We start from the raw sequence: 18,750 nt of genomic DNA on the forward strand, positions 1-18,750 counted from the left end.
GCCTGCCCGATCTACGGCAAAGTGATGGTTCGTCACAGTGGAGAGCCGCATGCGGTGAAAGCTGCACGTGCGGTTCGGCGGGGGGATCAGGGCTGACTCCATGAGCAGCACCAATCCTACCCGACTGACGGAGTCGATGGGGCCGTGCGAGGACGGATGCCCCCAGCACATCCTCGACCTGCTGACGCCGACCGACAAGGAGCACGCGCTCGACTGGCGTCGTCGCTGCGCCGAGAACCTGAAACGCCGCTCGCGCAAGGTCGCGGACGGCGATCGGATCCGGCTGGAGCAGCCGGTCACCTTCTCGGACGGCCATGTCGGGCAGGAATTCATTGTCGAGAAGCAGGGGCGCCGAGTGACCCTTCGCGACCCTGAGACCCGCGGCCGCTACCGGATCAGCCGCCTCATGGAGCGGCAATGGCGGATCGTGCCGACGACGAAGATCCACAAGACGATCTTCGCCTGAGTCCTGCCGGTATCATGCTTTCCGAGAAGGATCTGACATGCTTGACCTGAGCACCGGCCTGTCCCCTAAGCGTCTTCTCCTCTGCAGTCGCGAAAACGCGAACCGCGTCGCCTCCCGGCTGTTCGACGAGCGGCCGGGTCGCGTCAGCATCGTGCGCACCACCAATCCGATCCAGCCTTTCCGCGTCTGCACTTGGCCGGCGTTTGGCGAGCGCGTCGAAGTCGAGATGGTGCTTTGAAGCGGTGATCTATCCCTTTGCGCGAGCCGCGAATCATCTCGCCGACGACCCGGCCCGCCCGATGCGAGACGCGAGGCCTGAGTTCGGGCGCCGACTTCCGCTCAGCAGGATAAGGTCGGATCGGCCCACCAAGACGGTCCCTGCTCGAAAGCGGCGTCCAGCTTCACTATCGGACCGTCCGGCGCGTCGGCGACATAGGGGTTGGTGAGCGGCATCCGGGTCGCCTTCAGCCGCCCCTGCTCTCCCGCGACACGGCCGCGGCGTTCGAGCAGATCCTCGAGCCATTCCAGATCGTCGAGCATCGCCACCACGCCGCGCCCGGCCAGGCAGAAATAGATGCAACGCTGGAAGTCGTCGGCGCCATCGTTGGCGAGGATCTCGGACAGCTTTCCCTTGCCGGCGGGGATACCCTCATGAACCCAGCTCACCGCCTCGCGCAGTTCACGAACCGAATAATAGGCGTCCTCGACGTGCATCCCGATCGACGCGTTCGCGATCATCCGGCGCGTCGGCCGGTTCTCGGAATCCAGCGCCGCATCTCGCAGCGTGATGTCGAGGTCGAAGCGCTCGCGGAACGGTGTCGTCGTCATGGCAAATCTCCTGCGCCAAGGAACGTATCGTGAACGCGCCGCGCCGTCAACATCATCACGCCCAGGGAGGCCGCTATGCCGATTGAGATCATGGTGGGGCTGCCGCACCTGAGCGAGGGACCGATCCTCGCCCAAGCTCGCGCATTGCAGCAGCCCACTCTCATTTCCGCGAATGGATTGTCTCGTTGGACCGAACGCCGCGGGTGGCGGGAATGGGACGGGTGGCGGCTTTCCCAGCTGAGAAATGGCAAGGGACTGGCGGCGCTCTGCCTGGACTCGGCCGGATTCGTCGCGGCGGCTCGATACGGCGGCTTCCCTTGGTCGCTCGTCGATTATGTCGCGCTCGCGGCCGCCTTTCCCTTTCGGTGGTGGGCGAGCGCCGATTATTGCGTCGAGGCAGAAATCGCTCGCGACCGCGAAGAGGTCATCGACCGCCTCTCGCGCACGATCCGCGCCAATCTCGACTGTCGCCGTCTCGCCCAGGATCACGGCATCGCCGACACCCTGATGCCGGTCATCCAGGGCCGCCGTCCGGAAGACTATGAGCGCTGCATAGATGCGCTGGGGGGATCGCTGAAGCCCGGGTCGCTGATCGGCGTCGGCAGCATGTGCCGGCGAGACGTCCATGGTCCGGAGGGGGTCATCGCCGTCATCGACCATCTGGATCAGATATTGCCCAAGGGGGTCCGGCTGCACGCATTTGGCGTGAAGGGTTCGGCGCTGCCATACCTGCTTCCGTTCGAGCACCGGGTCGCGTCTATCGACAGCCAGGCATACGGCATCAGCGCCCGCCAGGCCGCCCGCCAGGCCCGTGTATCCAAGAGCGACCGCTTCGTGGCCGACCATATGGCGCGGTGGGTGGCGGCACAGCACGCACGTCTTGCCAGCCACCCTTTGCGCCTGCCGCACCATCGGCCTGCGGAACCCGATCGCGTCCCGACGGACCCTTGGGAAACGGCGATCGCGCAAGCTCGAGCCGAGATCCGCGAGCTCATCGAGAGCGGGGATCTCGATCACGACGAGATGACAGCGCCGTGGATCGAGCAATGGGCGGCCGACATCTACCGCGAGCGGCTCGCCGGCTGATGAGAGGGGAGGGGGGCAGGAATGGGGTGAGCATGAGGCTCGCCAGAGCGAGGCGCCCATCTACGACGGAGGTGGCCCGCTACCCTGCAAGGAGATCGGCCGTGACCGCACCCCAGCCCACCGGAACCACCATGGTCCCACTCGCCCGGATAGCCATCGGCTACAACCCGCGCCGCTATTTCGACAGCAAGAAGCACGACGAACTTGTCGCGTCGCTCCGGCTGCGCGGCATGCTTCAGCCGATTCTGGTGCGCCCGGCGGACGATGGCAAGGATCGCTACATCATCGTCGCCGGCGGGCGGCGGTATCGCGCCGCGCTCGAGGCGTTCGGTGCGGACGGCGAAGCGCCGGTCATCATCCGGGAAATGACCGACCAGGAAGCGCTCGAGGCGGCGATCGACGAAAACGATATCCGGGATGACGCCTCCGAAACCGAGCAGGCCGATGCCGCGGTCCGGGTCCTCGCCGCTTGCCAGAACGACCGCGGCGAGGCCGGTCGACGTCTTGGCTGGTCGCGCGCCAAGCTCGACCGCCGCCTCGCGCTGGCCAACCTTTCGGACGCGGTGAAGCTCGCGCTCGACAAGCGCCGCATCAAGGTCGGCCACGCCGAGCTGCTCGCCGCCGTGCCGGCGGACAAGCAGGACAAGGCGCTCGAGACTATCCTGGGAGCCGGCCTCGACATCGGGAAGACCCGCGACCTCCTCATGCGCGTAACCCAAAACCTTGCCGACGCCTGTTTCGACAAGTCCGAATGCACGACCTGTCCTTTCAACTCCGGGACCCAACGCGCGCTCTTCGAGACCCACGTCGACGATGGCCATTGCACCAACGCGGCATGCTTCCAGCTCAAGACGGACGCGGTCGAGCAGGCCCGTCAGGAAGAGCAGGATCGTTCCGCCGCAGCCGATGACACCCCCGACGAAGGCGACCTCGCCGAAGCTGATGAGGCCGAGGATCAGGAAGATGAGCGCGCGGACGGGGTCGAGGCGACCGCTCGGCGAGCCGCGCTCGCGCCGGGAACTCCGTCAGGTCGGGCGACCGTGCGATCGAACGCGAATGCCAATGGCCCCAGCGTCACCGCGAAGTCGATCGCGGGCCGCACAAGCGATCTGCGGGAGGCAACCTGGCGCACCGCGCTGGCGCGCGGGCTCGCAGACAACGCTTTTGATGCTCGAACCGCCATCCTCGTCGCCGCGCTGACCGGGACGCTCTCCCAGATCAAGTCGGGCACGCTGACGGCGCGAGCCGGCCTTCTCGTCAACCCGTCCTTCCCTGATCTGGACTTCGGGGGCAAAATCAATGAGGTTCGCGAACTTTCCGAGGCCCAGGCGGCAACCGCGCTCTCGGCGATCGGCGCCGCCTACGCCCGCGACGTGCAATCGTTCAGCCATGTCGCCGATCTCGCAAGGGCGTTCGACGTCGACATCCGTCAGGTCTGGCAGGTCGATCGCGGCTTTCTCGAGCGATATACCAAGGACGAGCTGAAGTTCGTCGCCCGGGAGTGCGGGCTGATCTCGCACATGGGCGAGAAGGCCTTCGCCAAGCTTCTCGGCTCCAAGAAGGCCGATCTGGTCACCGGAATGCTGAACGCCGCCGGCTTCGATTGGGCGGGCCGGCTGCCGAGCGCGATGACCCTCGACGGGCAATATGGCGCGGCGCCCGGCGCCGCCCCGATGTCCAGCCGCCGCGTCGATGCGCTCGCCGCCTGATCCACTTTCCTCGCATCCGAACAAGGACGAACGACCATGCTTATCGCAAACCTGCTCCCACTGCTCCACCGCTATTCGCTAGGGTTCGACCTTGTCGCCGGGCCGGACGACACTGTGACCCTGACCGTCATCCCTCGGAAGGTCGAGGGCACGGCGGCCGCCCTCGAGGTCGGCGAGACACGGCCCATCTCGATCACCGCAAGCGCAGCGGAAATCGACGCGGAACTCGCGCGTGGCGCCGACGGCGCACTCGGTCAGCTGATCGCGACGCGCAAGACTCTCGCCGATCAGATCGCCGATCAACGTGAGGCCGCTGAAGCCGCCAAGTTCGCCTCGGCCGAGGCCGCCAAGGCAAGGCCAACACCGGCGCCGGCAAGGACGGCGACCACTTCCGCGTCGCCGGCACCAGCTCCGAGCGCGCTCCCGGCCGAGGCCAAATCGAACGAGCCGGCAAGTCTTTGGTGACGGCCCCGCTTCGGCCCGTGTTCAATCTCTCAGGAGAAGCCCCATGCAGATCAATCACCTTTCGCGCGCTTATCGATATGACGGGATCGACCTTCCGGTTCCGCCCCACCTTGCCGAAGACCCGCAGGGCCTGCGCGCGTATCACGCCACTCTCTATCCCGCGATCCTGAACGCCGAACTGGTCGACGCCGGCGTCACCGCGGGTACCCATGTCACCGAGTACCGCCGCGCGGTCGGCACCAAGGGATAGCCGTGGCGCGCAAGGCCGACGCGGTCCTTCCCGCCGCATCCCGCAAGACACTTCTCGAATGGATCGAGTTCGATGATGGCGACGCTACCCGCTCTCCCGGACCACCCTGCGACCCGCAGGCCCAGGCCCTCCACCTCAAGATCCTCATCGACCCGGCATCGCAACACGGCGAACCGGCCGAGCCCCTCCAGTCTCCCAACGGCTTGCGACTGCCCCCGCTCGGCTGACCTGGCCGGTCGGTCGGTCGTCTTGTCCCGGGAGATCCCGGTCAGTTTCGATCAGCCGCTTGCACGTCATCACAAGCTGATTGGCGGTTGGGTCGCATCGCGCGACCAGACGGCACGGCGTTGCACGCGCGCTGAGGCTCGACGCCGCATCGAGCGCGTTTTCGATAAGGCGGTTCTGGATATTCTCAGGCCGCTCGAACTGGCCGAACTGCGCGTCGCCGTCCTCAACAGCGAGGACATGGACGCGCCGGCCATCGCCATCGTCTGCGACAGTATGGGACAGCTCGACCTCGGCTGGATCGAGACCAGCGACGCCCAGATCGGCTGGCGCGCCGCTGCCTATACCGCGCTCGCCCGGACCATGGGCTCAGCGCTTCCGATCTTCGGCTACGACGATCTCTTCGAAGAAATCTCGATGTACTATTGGGATGGCGAAATCGAGGACAAAGCCGCTCGCGACGCGCTCGTGGCCTATCATGGTGCCGATCCGGAGGATCTTGAAGACACCATCCTTCCCTCTGACATGAATGACAGAAGGCCGGACTGGATGATCGCGGCGAACGCAGCGCCGCTGCGGTCGCTGCCGAACGGCCTGCGCAGCGCGCTTCGCAATCTGCGATGCAGCCACCGGGCGCTTCGGGCCCTGCCGGATGAGAAGAACGCCTGGCATTTCGACGGCGCGACCCTCCACGAATATCTGCCGGACCTGGAGGAGTGCTCGTCATTGCCTCCTCTGACGCTCGTGCCCGTCGAGCAGTTCGCGCGCGAGGTCGACGATGTCGCACGCCACGGCATGGAATACGGTTTCATGGACATCGCCGGCCTCTGCCCGTTGCCGGACGCCGCTCGCGTCACCGATTGGTTCGCATCGCTCGAGGCGGGCGCCCGGCTTCTGCTCGCCGCCCAAGAGCTGATCCAGCTCGATCCCGACACCCTGTGAGGCAGCCATGTCAAAGCATTCGACCCAATTCGAAGCCACCGCCGGCGGGCTGGTGCTGACCAACGCCATCCTGCTTTATCGAACCGAGGCCGCGAGAAGCGGCACGCGCTACGGCGCTCCCGGCCAGGATGGGCGGGCGTTCGCCAGCCTTCATCACATCGAGCATGATGACGACGCCGGGCCGAGGATCGCCGCCGGCACGCCGCTGACACGGGCGCACCTGCGCCAATGGTCCGAGGCCTTGGGTCGCGCCGCCGCGCCCGAGCTCCTCCCGCACAACGTGCTCGTTGCGCACCAGGATCTCCTCGCGTGGTGGATCCCGGCGAAGGTTCGTCCGGCCTACTTCAATCTGAGCACGCCGCTCGCCGGCCTGAAGGCTCTTTCCACCAGAACGGTGGTTTCGGTCCCTTACCCGGCCCACCTGCTCGTTGCCACGAAGCGATCGCTGGGAGTCTACGCGCTTCGAGAGGATGAGCGGCCGACTGCCGACTCTATCGTCTTCCATTCGCCGATCCTCAATGTCTACGCCGACGGCACGCTTTGCTGGGGGAATATCCCGAAGCCCGGAACGCTGTCCGTCTCCGCCATCCCGGACTTCGAGCGGGCATTGTTCGAGTCCTGGTCGACTCATCCCAATCACGGGCAGGACCAGACGGTCTCGGGCAAGGGTGGACTCATCTCCCTCTGGGACGACCTTGCGGCGCGCCGCGCCGCCCGCTTCCCGGTCAGGCGTCTCAAGGCTTTCGCCGTCAAACGTCGGTCGGTTGCGGCATCGTCCCGCAAGGCTATCGAGCCGCTGACGCTTGGCCAACTCATCGAAAGGACGAGACGATGACGGCTCTCGCCGATGACCCCACGGCGGCTGCCTTGCTCGCGGCCGTCCCGTGCTTCCCTGCGCCGCCGAGCGGCAGCTCACCCGGCCTGGACGCGGTACGGGCTTCGCGCGCGGGCCATTGCCTCGCGATCGGCCGAGACGGCGTCTTCCTGATTGTCAGGCGCCCGTGGCTCGAGCTCGATGTGCCTGTCACGCCGCCGATTGCCGCCTACCTTCCCTATGGCAGCGTGGGCGAGCCTCGCGCCAACCTTCGGTGCGGCCTGATACCGCGGGCGTTCTTGGCCCAGATCATCGATCATTTCGGCGCGGCGCTGCCCAATGAGGCGGCCGCCTTCATCGTGTGGGACGAGGACGATCGGCGCTTCCTTCTCGATTTCCCGCAGATCGACCAGGCGACGCCGTCGCGCCTGGTCTATCGGACACCTGTCCTGCCCGGGAACCGCCACATCGTCTGCGATATCCACAGCCACGGCCATGGCCGGGCCTTCTTCAGCGCCACGGACGATGCCGATGACGCTCACGCGACCAAGATTGCGCTCGTCATCGGTCGCCTTGGCGGTCCCGACAGTCCCGAGTTTGCCTCTCGGCTTTGCGCCGGCGGGATGTTTCTTCCGCTCCCGCGCAGCCCCTTCGAAGGATACGGCCATGACGCCTGAAACACGTGATCGCCACTTCCTGCCGGAAGGGCTCCACCACCGCGTAATCAATGTCGTTCTGATCGGGTGCGGGGGAAATGGCGCCCAGATTCTGATGGGCCTCGCCTCGCTCGATACGGCGTTGCGCGCAATTTCGTCGCGATCCCTTCATGTGATCGTGGTCGACGATGACGTCGTAACCGAGGCGAACCTCGGCCGGCAGCCCTTCTACCGCTGCGATCTCGGCAACTCCAAAGCCCATACGCTGACGGAGCGGATCAACCTTGCGCACGGTCTCGCCTGGCGAGCCGTTCACGGCCGAGCGCCCGAGGCGATCGATGTATCGGGGGCGGACATTCTGATCAGCTGCGTCGATACCGCCTCAGCTCGCCGCGCCCTCGGCGCCGCGCTCGGTGGAGGGTCCAAGGCACCCGCCTATTGGCTGGACCTCGGCAACCGCGCCGGCGATGGCCAATACATCATCGGCTGCCCCGCCGCTGCCCATCGCCGGAACGAGCGTCGCCTGCCCACCGTCCTCGAATATTTTCCGGAACTCGCTGACGAGAGCGTGCCGGACGACGACGCGCCATCCTGCTCGGTCGCCGAGGCCCTGGAGCGACAATCCCTCTTCGTGAACCGCATCGTCGCGAGCCACGCGCTCTCACTCCTGTTCGACCTGCTCGGTCGCGGGTCGATCGGTCACGCCGGAGCTTTCATCAATCTCGGCAGCGGACGCTGCGCCCCGATACCCCTGCCGGCGGCTGCTTGATCGTCGACGCCCGCCGGCGTGAAGGAGAAGAGAGGGGAGGGGCTGGTCGAGCGGATTTGCGCTTGAGACCGGAGTACCCCGTCCATGACCTACGATGTCGCGATGCGCCACCAGCAGGCGCTCGACCCCAGCGCCCTGACCACCATCGGCGCAGGATTGCACGCCATTCACGCGGCGATCACCGACTGTCGCAATGCCGGAAAGGACGCTGAGACCGACGCAGCCGTCATCCTGCTCGTGAGGCACCTCGTGTCGGTAGCCGAGCGCCGCCCGGACAGCATGGCCCTGCGCCGCACCTGCATGGACCAGATCGCCGAAATCCGCCGACATCCTGTGCTTCGCACGCTCGCCTATCGCGGCGTCGCCTATGACGAGGCCGCGAAGCGCACCTTCCATGCCGAAGGGCGGACCGCGATGCGCCGGCTCGCCGAGGCCCTGGGCCTCGAGGCCGAGAGCTACTCCGTCCGCTCCAACAAGGGCGGTGCTGCGGTCTCCGGCGAGATCACGCTCCATGGTGACGAGGTTTATGTCCAGCTCTCGCTAGGCGGGCTGGGCCAGGATCGGGAGGTTCTCTACCGCCGCGTCAGCGGCCGAACCGACTATTGCGGCCAGCGCAATCACTTCGCGCCCGTCACTGCACTGCTCGCCCCCGATCGCTTTGCGCAGCAGCTTCGGCGGGACCTGCAGCTCTCGCCGTCCGTCACCCAGGCGGATCGGCTGTTCGCCTGACCGGCCTCGCGTTCGCCCTCTCGCCGCCGGAGCAGACCATGATCCACCACGCTCGCCTCGCCTCGGCGGCTTCATCGCACATGATCAGCCCGGAGCTTCCGGGCATTGCCCTCACGCCCGAAATCATCGGCGCTATCCGGGCCGGCGCCTGGATCGTCTTCAACCTGTCGGGCGGAAAGGATTCGAGCGCCGCGATGGCCGCGGTCAACCTATTCCTCGATCTCGTCGGTCATCCGCGCGAACGGCGGATGGCGATCCATGCCGATCTCGGCCGTGCCGAATGGGCCACGACCCCGGAGACCGTCCAGCGCATCGCCGCCGAGGCGGGCATGCCGCTCACTGTCGTCCGGCGAGCGGCGGGCGACCTGGTCGATCGCTGGATCCAGCGTTTCGAGAGCGGCAAGCGGCGATACGCGGCGCTCGAGACCTATAATCTGATCGGACCGTGGTCGTCGGCATCGCTTCGCTTCTGCCAATCCGAAATGAAGGCGGCGGTGATCGGACCGGCGGTTGCCCGAATGCACCAGGGCGAACAAATCATCTCCGTTCTCGGGCTGCGCCGCGACGAAAGCCACAACCGGGCCTCGATCCCGATCGCCAAGGCCGACGAGCGGTACGCCAAGGCCGGGAACCGGCACGGAACGACGATGATGACGTGGCATCCGATTGCCGACTGGACGAGCAGCGACGTGTTTCACGCCCACCGCATGCTCGGGATCCTGCTGCATGAAGCTTATTCGACGTGGGGCTCGAGCCGGCTGTCCTGTCGCTATTGCATTTTCGCCTCGCTGCAGGACCTCGAGGCGTCGGCAGCGGCGCCGTCGAATGCCGAGGTTTATCGTGAACTGGTCGGCATCGAGGCTCGTTCGACGTTCCCCTTCCAGCCGACGCGGTGGCTCGCCGACGTCGCGCCCCGGCTGCTGAGCGCCGGGCTCAGGTCGGACGTCGCGCGCGCCAAGGCCGACCAGCTCGAGCGCCGCCGTCTAGAAGCGTCGATGCCGCCAGGTCTGCGATACGTCAAAGGTTGGCCGCCCCGGCTGCCCACTCCGGCCGAGGCCGAGGACATTGCCGCGGCCCGGCGCCCGATCCTGGCACGCCATTCCCTGCCAGACCGATTTCCCACCGCGGTTTCGATCATGGAGCGATTTGCCGAGCTTCTCGCGGTCGCGCCACGGAAGGCCGCGCGATGACGGCGATCGATGTCGCCATCGGCCAATGTCGCCTCACCGCCGAGATCGAGGATCAGCCGCCGCTCGGCTGGCGCTTCTGGTCGCTGGCCGGCTTCGCCGGCGATCCGATCGACACCAACCCTTATGCCGGGTCGCGGTGCCTCGCCCTCACGATGGTGGATGTCGAGGGCCGTGATCGATGGCTGTGCGCGATGGAACGCGATCATAGCTTTCGCCTGCTTTGCACACACGACCTGCTCCCATCAACCGACCAGGCGGGCGCCGAGCGCTTCGCACGGCAAATGCTGGACGATCACGCCCGTCAGCCTCGTCTGCTCTGACCTTCGGATCATCACCTCATGCAAACCGACCGCAGCCAGCGATGGCGCGAGCGGCGCGCGCTATGGGCGCGCGACCTCGAGCTCATCGATCCAAGCGCCTATCGGGTCGAGGTCATCGACCATGCCGTGGCGCGCGCGTTCATCGCACGGCACCACTACCTCCCGACCTATCCGGCGGCCCAAGTCGCTGTCGGCCTGTTCGATCGCAGTGGTGCTCTCGAAGGCGTCGCCGTTTTCGCAGTGCCGACCACCGGCGCCGTGATCTCACGCCACACCGGCTTCGACGATCCCGCACGCGGCTGCGTCCTGGCCCGTCTCATCCTGACCGACGCAGTGCCGCAGAACGGCGAGAGCTTCTTCGTGGCGCGCGCCTTCCGGCACCTCCGCCGTGAACGGCCGGGAATCGAGGCCGTGGTCTCGTATAGCGACCCCGGCGCCGGGCATATTGGCCGGGTCTATTGCGCGCTCTCGGCCGCGCACCGGGCGATCACGAGGCCGCGTACCATGCTCCGCGTCGGCGACATCACCATCTCGGGACGGACCCTCTCAAAAATTCGTCTCGGCGAGCAAGGACATGCTGGTGCGATCGACCAGCTGGTCGCGCTCGGCGTCCCGAGGCCGTCGATAGGCGAGGAGCCGCGCCGCTGGCTCTGGCGGCTTCAACGCGAGCGGCATCTCCTCGCCCACCAGCAAGCCGGGCTCTATGCCTATTGCTTCGAGCTCACCCGAGAGGCGCGCCGCCGAGGCCGCGCGCTCCCCCGGTTGCCCTATCCCAAGGCTCTTCCGATCCGGCACCCCACGCTGCCGCTCTTTCCTGTCGATGCGGAGACCAACCATGGCTGACATCACGACCCTCCCCGTCATGACGGCGGCCGATGCCGAGAGCATCGGCTTTGCCCGGTTCAACGACGTGCCGACGCTTCCGGTCGACATCCCCGACGGCAACTTCACGATAACGGCGAAGACGTCGGACGGGCGAAGGGTCACGTTCTTCTTCGGCGAGCACAAGCGCGGCGCGCCGCCCAGCTTCGTCGACATCCAGTATCACGATCACGGCACGAACATCGCGAACGCCAACGGCGGCATCTCGCCGACCTTCGAGATGCTGACGATCGGCCTCGGCGGCCGACAGGTGTTCGACAGCCGCAAGCTCGATGCCGATGACAAGCCGTCGATCGCCGTCATCCTCCTGGGCGAGCCCAGCCGCCAGGAATGAGGGGAGGGGGGTCTGGAGGATCGGAGGCGATGACCGCCTTCAAGATCCGAGGCCATCCTTCATGTCCGCTTTTCCTCACGCCGAGGCCGGGATGGCCCGGTCTCCCGACTACATCCTGGTTTCCGCCCCGCCACCGGTCGTCCTCGCCTACGGTATCGGCGTCGATTCCACCGCGCTGCTCGTGGAGCTGGAGGCCCGCGGCGAGGCTCCTGATCTCGTCCTGTCCGCCGATCCCGGGGCCGAGAAGCCCGAGACCTATGCCTATCAGGAGATGATGGCGGCGTGGATGGCGGCGCGCGGCATCCCCTATGAGATTGTCCGGTACGTTCCCCGACGCTTCAAACACTGGCCGCCTTACTACTCGATCCTGGCCAATGTGCTCACCAACGCAACGCTTCCCAGCATCAGCCTGGGCCGACATAGCTGCTCGCTCAAATGGAAGGTCGCGCCGCAGGATGCCTACCTTCGCGACTGGGCGCCGGCGCAGACCGCCTGGTCTCGCGGTCAGAAGGTCGTTCGCCTGATCGGCTACGATGCGTCGCCCGCCGACAGTCGTCGCTACGCGCACGCCTCCGCCATCGACGACCCCCTGTTCGAGTGCCGCTATCCGCTGCGCGAATGGGGCTGGACCCGCGATCGCTGCGTGGCGCGCATCGTCTCGGCCGGCCTGCCGGTGCCTCCCAAATCAAGCTGCTTCTTTTGCGGAGCGATCCGGCCTGACGAGGTTCGCGCGCTTCCCTCCTGGTGCCTGCGCCTGATTGTCCTGATCGAGGCCCGAGCCGAGCCCCGGCTCCGGTCCGTCGAAGGCCTGTGGCGCCGCTCGACCAAGACCAAGCCGGGCAAGATTACCGACTTTATCCGGGCGGAGCGGCTCCTTCCCGAGGCCGAGATCGCGGCGATCCGCCGCGACGCCCCGACCAACCTGATCCGTTTCCAGGACGCGGCCAGCCTCGTGCCGGTCTCAGAGCGTCCGACGATGGAAGCCTGGATCGCGACCTTCAATGCCGGCCTGATGGAGGCAGAATGACAGACCAGCTCTCCCGCATCGCCACGCTCAACGATCGCGTCCGGCAAGGTCTCGATCCGGCGGCGCGGATCGTCATCACCGCCGCTTGCGCAGCGGCGCTCGCCGAAGGCTCAGACCCCGACGCGACGCTGCGCGCCCATGGCGAATTGCTGATGGCGATCGACCGGTGCGCCTTCGCGGCCGACGAGCGCGATGAACGCCGCCGCGGCGAGGTCCTGTTCAGGGGCAGGGCGATCCGCTTTGCGATCGACTATTATGATCGCTCGCTCGAATGGGGCTCCGAGGATCCGGGCGACCCCGATGTCACGACACGGGTCATGACGATCATGCTGCCCGAAGACGATTAGGTGCCTCGCGCGCCGCTCCATCCCTTTCGGAGGAATGATATGCGCCGGATCACCCCGGCCACGCCCGAGCACGGGCAGGCCATCGCCATCGCGGTCGAACGACTGCGCGAAGCGCGGACTCTTCTCCGCCAGGCTGGCGCCCGCCAGGCGGCGTCGGCCGCCGGCAAGGCGATCAGCAGCGCCGAAGGCGCAGCCCGCCACGTCCAGCACCGGATGCGGCGCAGCGGCGGATAAGCCGCAATGCTCCGCAACCGAGGCCGGGCAGCATGCGTCCGTCCCGGGCGGGGCGGCCGAGCGCGTGCCGGTCAATTCATGCGCGCCGAGGCGCGCACAACCGAAGGAGGTCCATATGGCCGATCGCGTATCCGCCTCGATCATCGTCGGAGGCACGCTCAACGCCGCCGAGTTCGACGAGCTGGTCGACATCATCGCAAGCGAGCGACTCGCCATCGAATGGGACGGCGAGCCTTTCGAAGCGCATCATCATGTCGCGGGTGAGCCGCGCAGCCTCTTCGCCCATGAGGTGGCCGGCGGCAGCTTCGACGATCTCGAAAGCTGGTGCCTTTCCCATCGATTGCCCTTCGTTCGATGGTGCGGCGGCTATTCCGGCCAGTGGGGACCTGAACGCGTCGTTTCGACCGGCGACGAGCGCATCACGTCCTACGCGGTCACCGAGGATGACGAGGTCGTCATCAGCCGAAGCAAGATCGAGATGCTCGGCTCGTTCGAGGCCGTCCTCGCGCATTTCGATACTGCCGAATTCACCGTGCCGCCGCTCGTCGTCCGCGGTGTCGATGCCGACAACCCCGCCAGCCACGGAGGCCGTCATGTCCAATAGCTATACCAAGGCCGCGTTCGGCATTGCGGTCACCAGCGCTGAGGCCGATCTTCTTCACCGCGTCGTCGGCGCGATCGAGATGATCGACGATGCCGAGATAGGCCTCGACGTGCTCGAGGCCCACTATCGCGACCTGGGCGCGGACTTCGCCGCGCTCTTCCCGCGCACGCCGGAGAGCCCGTTCGACGGGCTGCTCGACCTCTTCCGGGACGAAAATTATCCGAGCCTAGATTTCGACATCGACTTCGCCGGGCCCGATGCGGACGGCGTGGTCGTGGTCTTCTTATCGGGCGAGCAGTTCGGCGTGGAGACCGCGGCCAAGCTCATCCAGCGCTGCGCCCCGTCGGCATTGCCGTTCGGTTTCGAGTGGGCGTCGGATTGCGACAGACTGCGCGCCGGCGAGTTTGGCGGCGGCTATGTCGCGATAACCGCCGACACGATCGAATATGGCCACACCTCGCTGATGCTCGATCGTGCCATCGCCCGGGCGAGCGACGAAGGCGCGGACGGTTTTGTCCTTGCCACGCGCAACGGCGAACCCGGCCTCAGCTTCTGGAACAATGAGGACGGCTTCGGCAGCCTTGCGCGGGCGACCGTGTTCAGCGAGACCGAGGCCGCGAAGTTCGACCTTCCGATCGCGGACGATCAGCCCGAATGGCTGGCGATGCCAGCGCCGCTGCGTCTCTGAGGGGCAGCGGGAAGTCCTTTGCGCAGCGCACGCATCCCGATAGCTTGTCATCCGGGAGCCCGCCGATGACTTCGATCCAGACCGACTATGATTCCGCGCGCGCGGCGCTGACGCGCCTGATCCCAATCGCGATGAGCGACACCGGCCAGGCGCGCCGCGTCGCGAACTTCCTGATGGCTTGGTGGAATGGCCCCGATCTCGGCCATTTCGAGATTGCCGATCTCTTCGGCCTCGATATCGCCATCGCCAACGACATCACCAGCGTTATCGGCTTCCTCGGGCAGAACGACCGCGGCGCCGTCTACATCGATAGCTTGGGCTTTGCCGAGGAGATGCAGGACATCATCGCCCTTTGGCGTCCTTCGCTCGCGCGAAAGTCCTGACTCCCGTTCCACTCGGTCAGTGACACGATCCCGACGGCGCCGAAGTGGCGCTTGTCGGAGCGGCGCTGACGCGCCTTACTCGGCCGAACGGCCGAGGAGAGGAGGGGGTCAGAGAAGGTGTTCGGACAAGGGGTTCGAGCGAACTTTCTCAGGAGACCACCCATGAACATCGGCACCATCACCCAGAACGCCAGCGGCACCTACACCGGCAAGATCTCGACGCTGACCGTCGCGATCGTGATCGCGCTGCGCACCGTCCACTCCGCCAATCCCCGCGCGCCCAAGTTCGAGATCCTCGCGCTCTCGGCTGCCCGCCAGTGGGTTCAGGTCGGCGCGCTGTTCGAACTCTCGTCCAACTCGACCGGCGAGACCTTCCTCAACGGCAAGATCGAGGATCCGAGCCTCGACAAGCCGCTCTACATCTCGGCCTTCCGCCAGGAGGACGGCTCCTACAACATCGTCTGGTCGCGTCCGACGCGCCGCCGCGATGCGCCCACCGACACGGTCGCGGCCGACGACGGCCTGCCGCCGCTGCCGGGCGCGGGCGAGCCGGCGGCGCCGGCAGGCACGGACGGGCTCGGCGAATCCTCGGCCGATGGCGCGTTCGGCGGAGAGCCCGCCTCCGGTGGCGAGCCCGCTTCCGGCGGCCGTCGCCGCCGCCAGCCCGAGATGGCCGACTGACCTCACGCCGTGCGCCTCATCGGGCGCACGGATCACCAGGGCTCGCTTCGCTCCCCCCGGCGAAGCGGGCCCTTTTTTCTGTTTCCGGCTATAGGCCGGACACCGATCTTCGGTAGAATCCGGGAAGCCGCGGACACGCGGTCAGCAAGGAGTGCCGATGGCGGCCGATGATCAACCCGTTTCCTGGACCGGCCGCTTCACCGACCTCGGGCGGGACGATCAACGAGCGCTTGCAGCGCTTGTGAAAGACGGCGGGGCGATCCCCGACACGATCGAACGTATCCTGCCGCGGCTCGGCCGAAGCCACCGCGTGGAACTGCTTCGCGAGCCCGGGACCAATCGCATCGTCGGTGCCGGCGTCCTCAAAGACCCGTCCACAAACTATCGTTGCAAGAAGTTCGCCGAGGCCGGCGTGGCAATCGATGGCTATGAGGATGCCCCGGAACTTGGCTACATCGTCGTGGCAAAGGACATGGAAGGGCAGGGCCTCGGGGAGCGCCTCGTTCGCGCCGTGGCCGATCCGCTCACCAAAGCCTGCTTCGCCACGACCGACAATCCCAGGATGCACGGGAAGCTGAGCCGGGCGGGCTTCTCGCGCCAAGGCCAGGACTGGCAAGGCGCCAGAGGGAACCTCTCGCTCTGGACGCGACCTGCCCGATAGTCAGCCGCCGTCCTTGAATTTATCCGGAAACTCCGTATATTCCGGGCAGGAGAATCGCCATGCCCCAGACCGCCAGTTCCGTCGAGGTCTCGAAATCCTTCGGCCGCTTCAGCCGCCAGGCCCTCGAGAGCCCGCTGACCATCACCCATCATGGGCATGAAAGCCTCGTGCTTCTGTCGCATGCCGAATATCAGCGGCTCAAGAGCCGTGATCGTCAGGTCTACACGCTCGACAACATCCCGGACGAGATTGCCGAGGGCGTGCGCGCCGCGCGAGCGCCTGCCGAGGCAGCCGCGTTCGATAACGAGGTCGAGTCCTGACGCGTGAAAATACCTGAACCGGTTCCAGGCCTCGTCATCCGCTACGCCTATCTCTGGAGCCACGAAGCCAAGGCCGGCCACGAAGAGGGCAGCAAGGACCGCCCCTGCGCCATCCTCCTGACCGCAACCACCAAGGCCGGCGCAAGAATGGTCACCGTCCTTCCGGTGACGCACACGCCCCCGGCTGACCCTAAACTCGCGGTGGAGATCCCGGCGGCCACGAAGGCGCGCCTTGGCCTCGACGACGAGCGATCATGGGTGATCCTCACCGAACTCAACCACTTCCAATGGCCCGGCCCCGACCTGCGTCCAGCGCCCGGCGATCCGGCCGGCGACGTCGCATACGGCGTGCTCCCGGCCAGCCTCTACGAGACCATTCGCACGCGTTGGCTTGCCGCCTACGACGCTGGCAAGATCGCCCAGGTTAAGCGGACCTCCTGACCCATTGCGCCGCCAGACGCGTCCAATGAGATGACGCTGCATTTGCCGGTCAATCGCCGATCGGCCCCGCATCGACGTGGTGGGTCCCCGTCATCCTTTGGTGCCAGCGCCTTTCCGTCGCCGGTTCCTGACACCTGCGGCGAGACGGCCGCGTCCCACAACCCCATCCGCTCGCCCGTGTTGCCGCTACGCGGCTGCCCGCGCCAGCTCGCTCCCGGGGTTTCCCTCCGCGCTTCGCGCTCCGGTGTCGGCCGCGCCCGCACGCCGCTCTTCGGTGTCACCGGCGGAAAGGCCGCCGCAGCATCGGAAGGAGCAGTCCCATGAACAACGTCAACATCACCGGCCGGGTCGCCAAGGACCCCGAGACGCGCGGCACCGTCACCACCCTCATCGTCGCGACCGATCGCGTGAAGCTCAGGGACGGCAAGACCTATGTCGACGAGGCCACCGGCTACACCGCCAAGGAAACCGAGTTTCACAAGATCACCTGCTTCAACGGTCTCGGCCGTGCCGCCGCGATCCGGGAGAAGGGCAACGTGGTCGCGATCACCGGCCGCCTGCATTATTCGAGCTGGGAGGACCGCGACGGCGTGACGCGCTACGGCTGCGAGATCATCGCCGACAAGATCGACTTCTTCTGAAGCGCAACGGAGCGGCGCTCACGCGCCGCTCTGTCCGCCTGTGTTCAGGCCGGAAGCCGCATCGCCGGCGCCGGGATCGTCGGCGTCAGCAGGTCGGCCACGCTCTGCGTGAAACCCAGCGCCAGCACCACCTCGTCGCGCGACAGGGTGAAGCTGCGCGCCAAGCCGTCGACCAGCAGATCCTTGAACCGCGCGGCGAGTGCCTCCGCGGCGTCCCGGATCATGGCCTCGTCCATCGCCAATCTCATGACGCTCTCCATGCATCGTGATCCTGCGCCCCGACTCCGTATAGCATTTTTCGTGCCGCCGGCGGACCGACAATCGATCGATCGATGTCAGTCGAGCTGGCCCGGGTAGTTCTGGCGGCGGCCCGCCTCGAGATTGCGCACCATGTTGTCGACACCGATCTCGAAGAACTCGGCGAAATGGAAATTGGCGTGCTCCCTGAGCTTCCACTGGTGCTCCGAGATCACGGCGATCACAGCATTGGCGAGCGCGATAACCGCAGACCCTTCAAGCGGATAATCCTCGTAGATTCGCCCCGGATCGAGGAAATACTTCTTGTCCAGGTGCGCGAAGAACCGGTCCCGGCGGCCCATGATCGCCGCGATCGTCGGCCGATGACTCTCGAGCGCCGCGACCTGCGCGTCGAGCACATCGGCGGGTGGTGTGCCCGCCTTCCAGGCGATGTTTTCCCGGTTCTTCCGACAGAACTCCAGAAACGCAAACACGCTGCCCTCCGCCCGGCGGGGATCCTCGAGCAGCCGCGCGACGGCCAGGTGGAGGTCGGTCTCGGCCGACAGCATCAATGGATAGAGGATCGGCTCGATCGTCCAGAGGCGATCGCCATGGATTTCATGCTGCCGGAGCAGCTGCGCATAGACGCCGAGCTTGGCGGCCAGGCCGGGTGGCTCGGTCCCGTGCAGCAGCGTCGCATAGCGCGACAATCGCTCCTCATAGTTCGCCTGGATCAGGGCCTTCACGCGCACTCCGCAGGTTCGTCAAAGACGCTGCTTGCCAGATTTGCCCGCCGCCTGCGACCTGCCGTCGTCGCGCTG

General features: G+C 66.5%; 29 protein-coding genes and 1 pseudogene. 27 read left to right on the top strand and 3 right to left on the bottom strand.

The genetic code is table 11. The annotated features are described in order from the left end of the window. Positions 1 to 124 precede the first annotated feature (124 nt). Positions 125 to 466 (top strand): annotated as a pseudogene (locus CA234_RS18895) (hypothetical protein); the annotation flags it as partial. A 37-nt stretch (positions 467 to 503) separates the two neighbouring features. Next, entirely contained in the window at positions 504 to 704 is a 201-nt protein-coding gene (locus CA234_RS18900; protein WP_126002484.1) for a hypothetical protein, read from the top strand. Between the two features lie 101 nt (positions 705 to 805). Here the strand turns inward: CA234_RS18900 and CA234_RS18905 are convergent, their stop codons facing one another. After that, positions 806 to 1,294, bottom strand: coding sequence for a hypothetical protein (locus CA234_RS18905; RefSeq protein ID WP_126002485.1), 489 nt, complete (start codon positions 1,292 to 1,294; stop codon positions 806 to 808). Between the two features lie 75 nt (positions 1,295 to 1,369). Here CA234_RS18905 and CA234_RS18910 point away from each other — a divergent pair, with 75 nt between their 5' ends. From CA234_RS18910 to CA234_RS19025, 25 genes are all read left to right on the top strand, one after another. Continuing rightward, a complete protein-coding gene (locus CA234_RS18910) occupies positions 1,370 to 2,380 on the top strand; it encodes a hypothetical protein (protein WP_126002486.1) in 1,011 nt (336 codons plus the stop codon). A gap of 101 nt (positions 2,381 to 2,481) precedes the next feature. Further along, positions 2,482 to 4,089: a PRTRC system ParB family protein gene (locus tag CA234_RS18915; RefSeq protein WP_046407172.1), complete on the top strand. Its 1,608-nt coding sequence runs from the start codon at positions 2,482 to 2,484 to the stop codon at positions 4,087 to 4,089. Between the two features lie 36 nt (positions 4,090 to 4,125). Beyond that, complete coding sequence (locus tag CA234_RS18920; protein WP_126002487.1) at positions 4,126 to 4,554, top strand: PRTRC system protein E; 429 nt, start codon at positions 4,126 to 4,128, stop codon at positions 4,552 to 4,554. Between the two features lie 43 nt (positions 4,555 to 4,597). After that, positions 4,598 to 4,804, top strand: coding sequence for a PRTRC system protein C (locus tag CA234_RS18925; RefSeq protein ID WP_046407168.1), 207 nt, complete (start codon positions 4,598 to 4,600; stop codon positions 4,802 to 4,804). Between the two features lie 2 nt (positions 4,805 to 4,806). Beyond that, positions 4,807 to 5,031 (top strand): hypothetical protein, encoded by a 225-nt coding sequence (locus tag CA234_RS25035; RefSeq protein WP_205499365.1) that lies wholly within the window; start codon positions 4,807 to 4,809, stop codon positions 5,029 to 5,031. Positions 5,032 to 5,053: 22 nt separating this feature from the next. Next, positions 5,054 to 5,971 (top strand): hypothetical protein, encoded by a 918-nt coding sequence (locus tag CA234_RS18930; protein WP_205499366.1) that lies wholly within the window; start codon positions 5,054 to 5,056, stop codon positions 5,969 to 5,971. 7 nt (positions 5,972 to 5,978) lie between these two features. Beyond that, positions 5,979 to 6,806, top strand: coding sequence for a PRTRC system protein B (locus CA234_RS18935; protein ID WP_126002488.1), 828 nt, complete (start codon positions 5,979 to 5,981; stop codon positions 6,804 to 6,806). Beyond that, the gene (locus CA234_RS18940; protein WP_046407164.1) at positions 6,803 to 7,462 is read left to right on the top strand and encodes a PRTRC system protein A; all 660 of its coding nucleotides are present in this window, start codon (positions 6,803 to 6,805) and stop codon (positions 7,460 to 7,462) included. The genes CA234_RS18935 and CA234_RS18940 overlap by 4 nt, the downstream gene beginning before the upstream one ends. Beyond that, a complete protein-coding gene (locus CA234_RS18945) occupies positions 7,452 to 8,210 on the top strand; it encodes a PRTRC system ThiF family protein (RefSeq protein ID WP_037448228.1) in 759 nt (252 codons plus the stop codon). The genes CA234_RS18940 and CA234_RS18945 overlap by 11 nt, the downstream gene beginning before the upstream one ends. Before the next feature lie 84 nt (positions 8,211 to 8,294). Then, on the top strand, positions 8,295 to 8,939 hold the full coding sequence (locus CA234_RS18950; protein WP_037448226.1) for a hypothetical protein: 645 nt from the start codon (positions 8,295 to 8,297) through the stop codon (positions 8,937 to 8,939). A gap of 38 nt (positions 8,940 to 8,977) precedes the next feature. Next, positions 8,978 to 10,129, top strand: a complete 1,152-nt coding sequence (locus CA234_RS18955; RefSeq protein ID WP_079247000.1) for a phosphoadenosine phosphosulfate reductase family protein — start codon at positions 8,978 to 8,980, stop codon at positions 10,127 to 10,129. Next, positions 10,126 to 10,449, top strand: a complete 324-nt coding sequence (locus CA234_RS18960) for a hypothetical protein (RefSeq protein WP_037448223.1) — start codon at positions 10,126 to 10,128, stop codon at positions 10,447 to 10,449. Before CA234_RS18955 ends, CA234_RS18960 begins: the two co-directional genes overlap by 4 nt. A gap of 18 nt (positions 10,450 to 10,467) precedes the next feature. Then, positions 10,468 to 11,292: a hypothetical protein gene (locus CA234_RS18965; RefSeq protein ID WP_037448220.1), complete on the top strand. Its 825-nt coding sequence runs from the start codon at positions 10,468 to 10,470 to the stop codon at positions 11,290 to 11,292. Beyond that, on the top strand, positions 11,285 to 11,665 hold the full coding sequence (locus CA234_RS18970; protein ID WP_037448218.1) for a hypothetical protein: 381 nt from the start codon (positions 11,285 to 11,287) through the stop codon (positions 11,663 to 11,665). Before CA234_RS18965 ends, CA234_RS18970 begins: the two co-directional genes overlap by 8 nt. Positions 11,666 to 11,756: 91 nt before the next feature. Beyond that, entirely contained in the window at positions 11,757 to 12,692 is a 936-nt protein-coding gene (locus CA234_RS18975; protein ID WP_174544458.1) for a hypothetical protein, read from the top strand. Further along, complete coding sequence (locus CA234_RS18980; RefSeq protein ID WP_037448212.1) at positions 12,689 to 13,039, top strand: DUF3768 domain-containing protein; 351 nt, start codon at positions 12,689 to 12,691, stop codon at positions 13,037 to 13,039. The genes CA234_RS18975 and CA234_RS18980 overlap by 4 nt, the downstream gene beginning before the upstream one ends. Positions 13,040 to 13,078: 39 nt before the next feature. Beyond that, on the top strand, positions 13,079 to 13,273 hold the full coding sequence (locus CA234_RS18985; RefSeq protein ID WP_037448208.1) for a hypothetical protein: 195 nt from the start codon (positions 13,079 to 13,081) through the stop codon (positions 13,271 to 13,273). A 115-nt stretch (positions 13,274 to 13,388) separates the two neighbouring features. Continuing rightward, entirely contained in the window at positions 13,389 to 13,877 is a 489-nt protein-coding gene (locus CA234_RS18990; RefSeq protein ID WP_037448206.1) for a hypothetical protein, read from the top strand. After that, positions 13,867 to 14,565: a hypothetical protein gene (locus CA234_RS18995; RefSeq protein ID WP_037448204.1), complete on the top strand. Its 699-nt coding sequence runs from the start codon at positions 13,867 to 13,869 to the stop codon at positions 14,563 to 14,565. The genes CA234_RS18990 and CA234_RS18995 overlap by 11 nt, the downstream gene beginning before the upstream one ends. A gap of 65 nt (positions 14,566 to 14,630) precedes the next feature. Next, positions 14,631 to 14,948: a hypothetical protein gene (locus tag CA234_RS19000; protein ID WP_037448201.1), complete on the top strand. Its 318-nt coding sequence runs from the start codon at positions 14,631 to 14,633 to the stop codon at positions 14,946 to 14,948. A 162-nt stretch (positions 14,949 to 15,110) separates the two neighbouring features. Continuing rightward, a complete protein-coding gene (locus tag CA234_RS19005) occupies positions 15,111 to 15,629 on the top strand; it encodes a DUF736 domain-containing protein (protein ID WP_037448199.1) in 519 nt (172 codons plus the stop codon). A 157-nt stretch (positions 15,630 to 15,786) separates the two neighbouring features. Beyond that, positions 15,787 to 16,290 (top strand): N-acetyltransferase, encoded by a 504-nt coding sequence (locus CA234_RS19010; protein WP_037448195.1) that lies wholly within the window; start codon positions 15,787 to 15,789, stop codon positions 16,288 to 16,290. A 59-nt stretch (positions 16,291 to 16,349) separates the two neighbouring features. Beyond that, positions 16,350 to 16,610 (top strand): type II toxin-antitoxin system Phd/YefM family antitoxin, encoded by a 261-nt coding sequence (locus CA234_RS19015; protein ID WP_037448192.1) that lies wholly within the window; start codon positions 16,350 to 16,352, stop codon positions 16,608 to 16,610. Positions 16,611 to 16,613: 3 nt separating this feature from the next. Further along, complete coding sequence (locus tag CA234_RS19020) at positions 16,614 to 17,051, top strand: hypothetical protein (RefSeq protein WP_037448189.1); 438 nt, start codon at positions 16,614 to 16,616, stop codon at positions 17,049 to 17,051. A 320-nt stretch (positions 17,052 to 17,371) separates the two neighbouring features. Next, the gene (locus CA234_RS19025) at positions 17,372 to 17,692 is read left to right on the top strand and encodes a single-stranded DNA-binding protein (protein WP_037448186.1); all 321 of its coding nucleotides are present in this window, start codon (positions 17,372 to 17,374) and stop codon (positions 17,690 to 17,692) included. Between the two features lie 44 nt (positions 17,693 to 17,736). Here CA234_RS19025 and CA234_RS19030 read toward each other — a convergent pair whose 3' ends face one another. Both CA234_RS19030 and CA234_RS19035 read right to left on the bottom strand, forming a co-directional pair. After that, on the bottom strand, positions 17,737 to 17,940 hold the full coding sequence (locus CA234_RS19030) for a hypothetical protein (RefSeq protein WP_233447709.1): 204 nt from the start codon (positions 17,938 to 17,940) through the stop codon (positions 17,737 to 17,739). A gap of 87 nt (positions 17,941 to 18,027) precedes the next feature. After that, positions 18,028 to 18,675: a hypothetical protein gene (locus CA234_RS19035; RefSeq protein ID WP_234703100.1), complete on the bottom strand. Its 648-nt coding sequence runs from the start codon at positions 18,673 to 18,675 to the stop codon at positions 18,028 to 18,030. Between the last annotated feature and the right edge of the window lie 75 nt (positions 18,676 to 18,750).

This window comes from Sphingomonas sp. ABOLE (genome assembly GCF_003950455.1).
GTDB classification, from domain to species: Bacteria; Pseudomonadota; Alphaproteobacteria; order Sphingomonadales; family Sphingomonadaceae; genus Sphingomonas; species Sphingomonas trueperi.

What these genes read in the sequence shown, in the direction of transcription:
- CA234_RS18900 (WP_126002484.1), top strand. Translation starts at nt 504, where the DNA reads ATGCTTGACCTGAGCACCGGCCTGTCCCCTAAGCGTCTTCTCCTCTGC.
- CA234_RS18905 (WP_126002485.1), bottom strand. Translation starts at nt 1,294, where the DNA reads ATGACGACGACACCGTTCCGCGAGCGCTTCGACCTCGACATCACGCTG.
- CA234_RS18910 (WP_126002486.1), top strand. Translation starts at nt 1,370, where the DNA reads ATGCCGATTGAGATCATGGTGGGGCTGCCGCACCTGAGCGAGGGACCG.
- CA234_RS18920 (WP_126002487.1), top strand. Translation starts at nt 4,126, where the DNA reads ATGCTTATCGCAAACCTGCTCCCACTGCTCCACCGCTATTCGCTAGGG.
- CA234_RS18925 (WP_046407168.1), top strand. Translation starts at nt 4,598, where the DNA reads ATGCAGATCAATCACCTTTCGCGCGCTTATCGATATGACGGGATCGAC.
- CA234_RS18935 (WP_126002488.1), top strand. Translation starts at nt 5,979, where the DNA reads ATGTCAAAGCATTCGACCCAATTCGAAGCCACCGCCGGCGGGCTGGTG.
- CA234_RS18940 (WP_046407164.1), top strand. Translation starts at nt 6,803, where the DNA reads ATGACGGCTCTCGCCGATGACCCCACGGCGGCTGCCTTGCTCGCGGCC.
- CA234_RS18945 (WP_037448228.1), top strand. Translation starts at nt 7,452, where the DNA reads ATGACGCCTGAAACACGTGATCGCCACTTCCTGCCGGAAGGGCTCCAC.
- CA234_RS18950 (WP_037448226.1), top strand. Translation starts at nt 8,295, where the DNA reads ATGACCTACGATGTCGCGATGCGCCACCAGCAGGCGCTCGACCCCAGC.
- CA234_RS18955 (WP_079247000.1), top strand. Translation starts at nt 8,978, where the DNA reads ATGATCCACCACGCTCGCCTCGCCTCGGCGGCTTCATCGCACATGATC.
- CA234_RS18960 (WP_037448223.1), top strand. Translation starts at nt 10,126, where the DNA reads ATGACGGCGATCGATGTCGCCATCGGCCAATGTCGCCTCACCGCCGAG.
- CA234_RS18965 (WP_037448220.1), top strand. Translation starts at nt 10,468, where the DNA reads ATGCAAACCGACCGCAGCCAGCGATGGCGCGAGCGGCGCGCGCTATGG.
- CA234_RS18970 (WP_037448218.1), top strand. Translation starts at nt 11,285, where the DNA reads ATGGCTGACATCACGACCCTCCCCGTCATGACGGCGGCCGATGCCGAG.
- CA234_RS18975 (WP_174544458.1), top strand. Translation starts at nt 11,757, where the DNA reads ATGGCCCGGTCTCCCGACTACATCCTGGTTTCCGCCCCGCCACCGGTC.
- CA234_RS18980 (WP_037448212.1), top strand. Translation starts at nt 12,689, where the DNA reads ATGACAGACCAGCTCTCCCGCATCGCCACGCTCAACGATCGCGTCCGG.
- CA234_RS18985 (WP_037448208.1), top strand. Translation starts at nt 13,079, where the DNA reads ATGCGCCGGATCACCCCGGCCACGCCCGAGCACGGGCAGGCCATCGCC.
- CA234_RS18990 (WP_037448206.1), top strand. Translation starts at nt 13,389, where the DNA reads ATGGCCGATCGCGTATCCGCCTCGATCATCGTCGGAGGCACGCTCAAC.
- CA234_RS18995 (WP_037448204.1), top strand. Translation starts at nt 13,867, where the DNA reads ATGTCCAATAGCTATACCAAGGCCGCGTTCGGCATTGCGGTCACCAGC.
- CA234_RS19000 (WP_037448201.1), top strand. Translation starts at nt 14,631, where the DNA reads ATGACTTCGATCCAGACCGACTATGATTCCGCGCGCGCGGCGCTGACG.
- CA234_RS19005 (WP_037448199.1), top strand. Translation starts at nt 15,111, where the DNA reads ATGAACATCGGCACCATCACCCAGAACGCCAGCGGCACCTACACCGGC.
- CA234_RS19010 (WP_037448195.1), top strand. Translation starts at nt 15,787, where the DNA reads ATGGCGGCCGATGATCAACCCGTTTCCTGGACCGGCCGCTTCACCGAC.
- CA234_RS19015 (WP_037448192.1), top strand. Translation starts at nt 16,350, where the DNA reads ATGCCCCAGACCGCCAGTTCCGTCGAGGTCTCGAAATCCTTCGGCCGC.
- CA234_RS19025 (WP_037448186.1), top strand. Translation starts at nt 17,372, where the DNA reads ATGAACAACGTCAACATCACCGGCCGGGTCGCCAAGGACCCCGAGACG.
- CA234_RS19030 (WP_233447709.1), bottom strand. Translation starts at nt 17,940, where the DNA reads ATGAGATTGGCGATGGACGAGGCCATGATCCGGGACGCCGCGGAGGCA.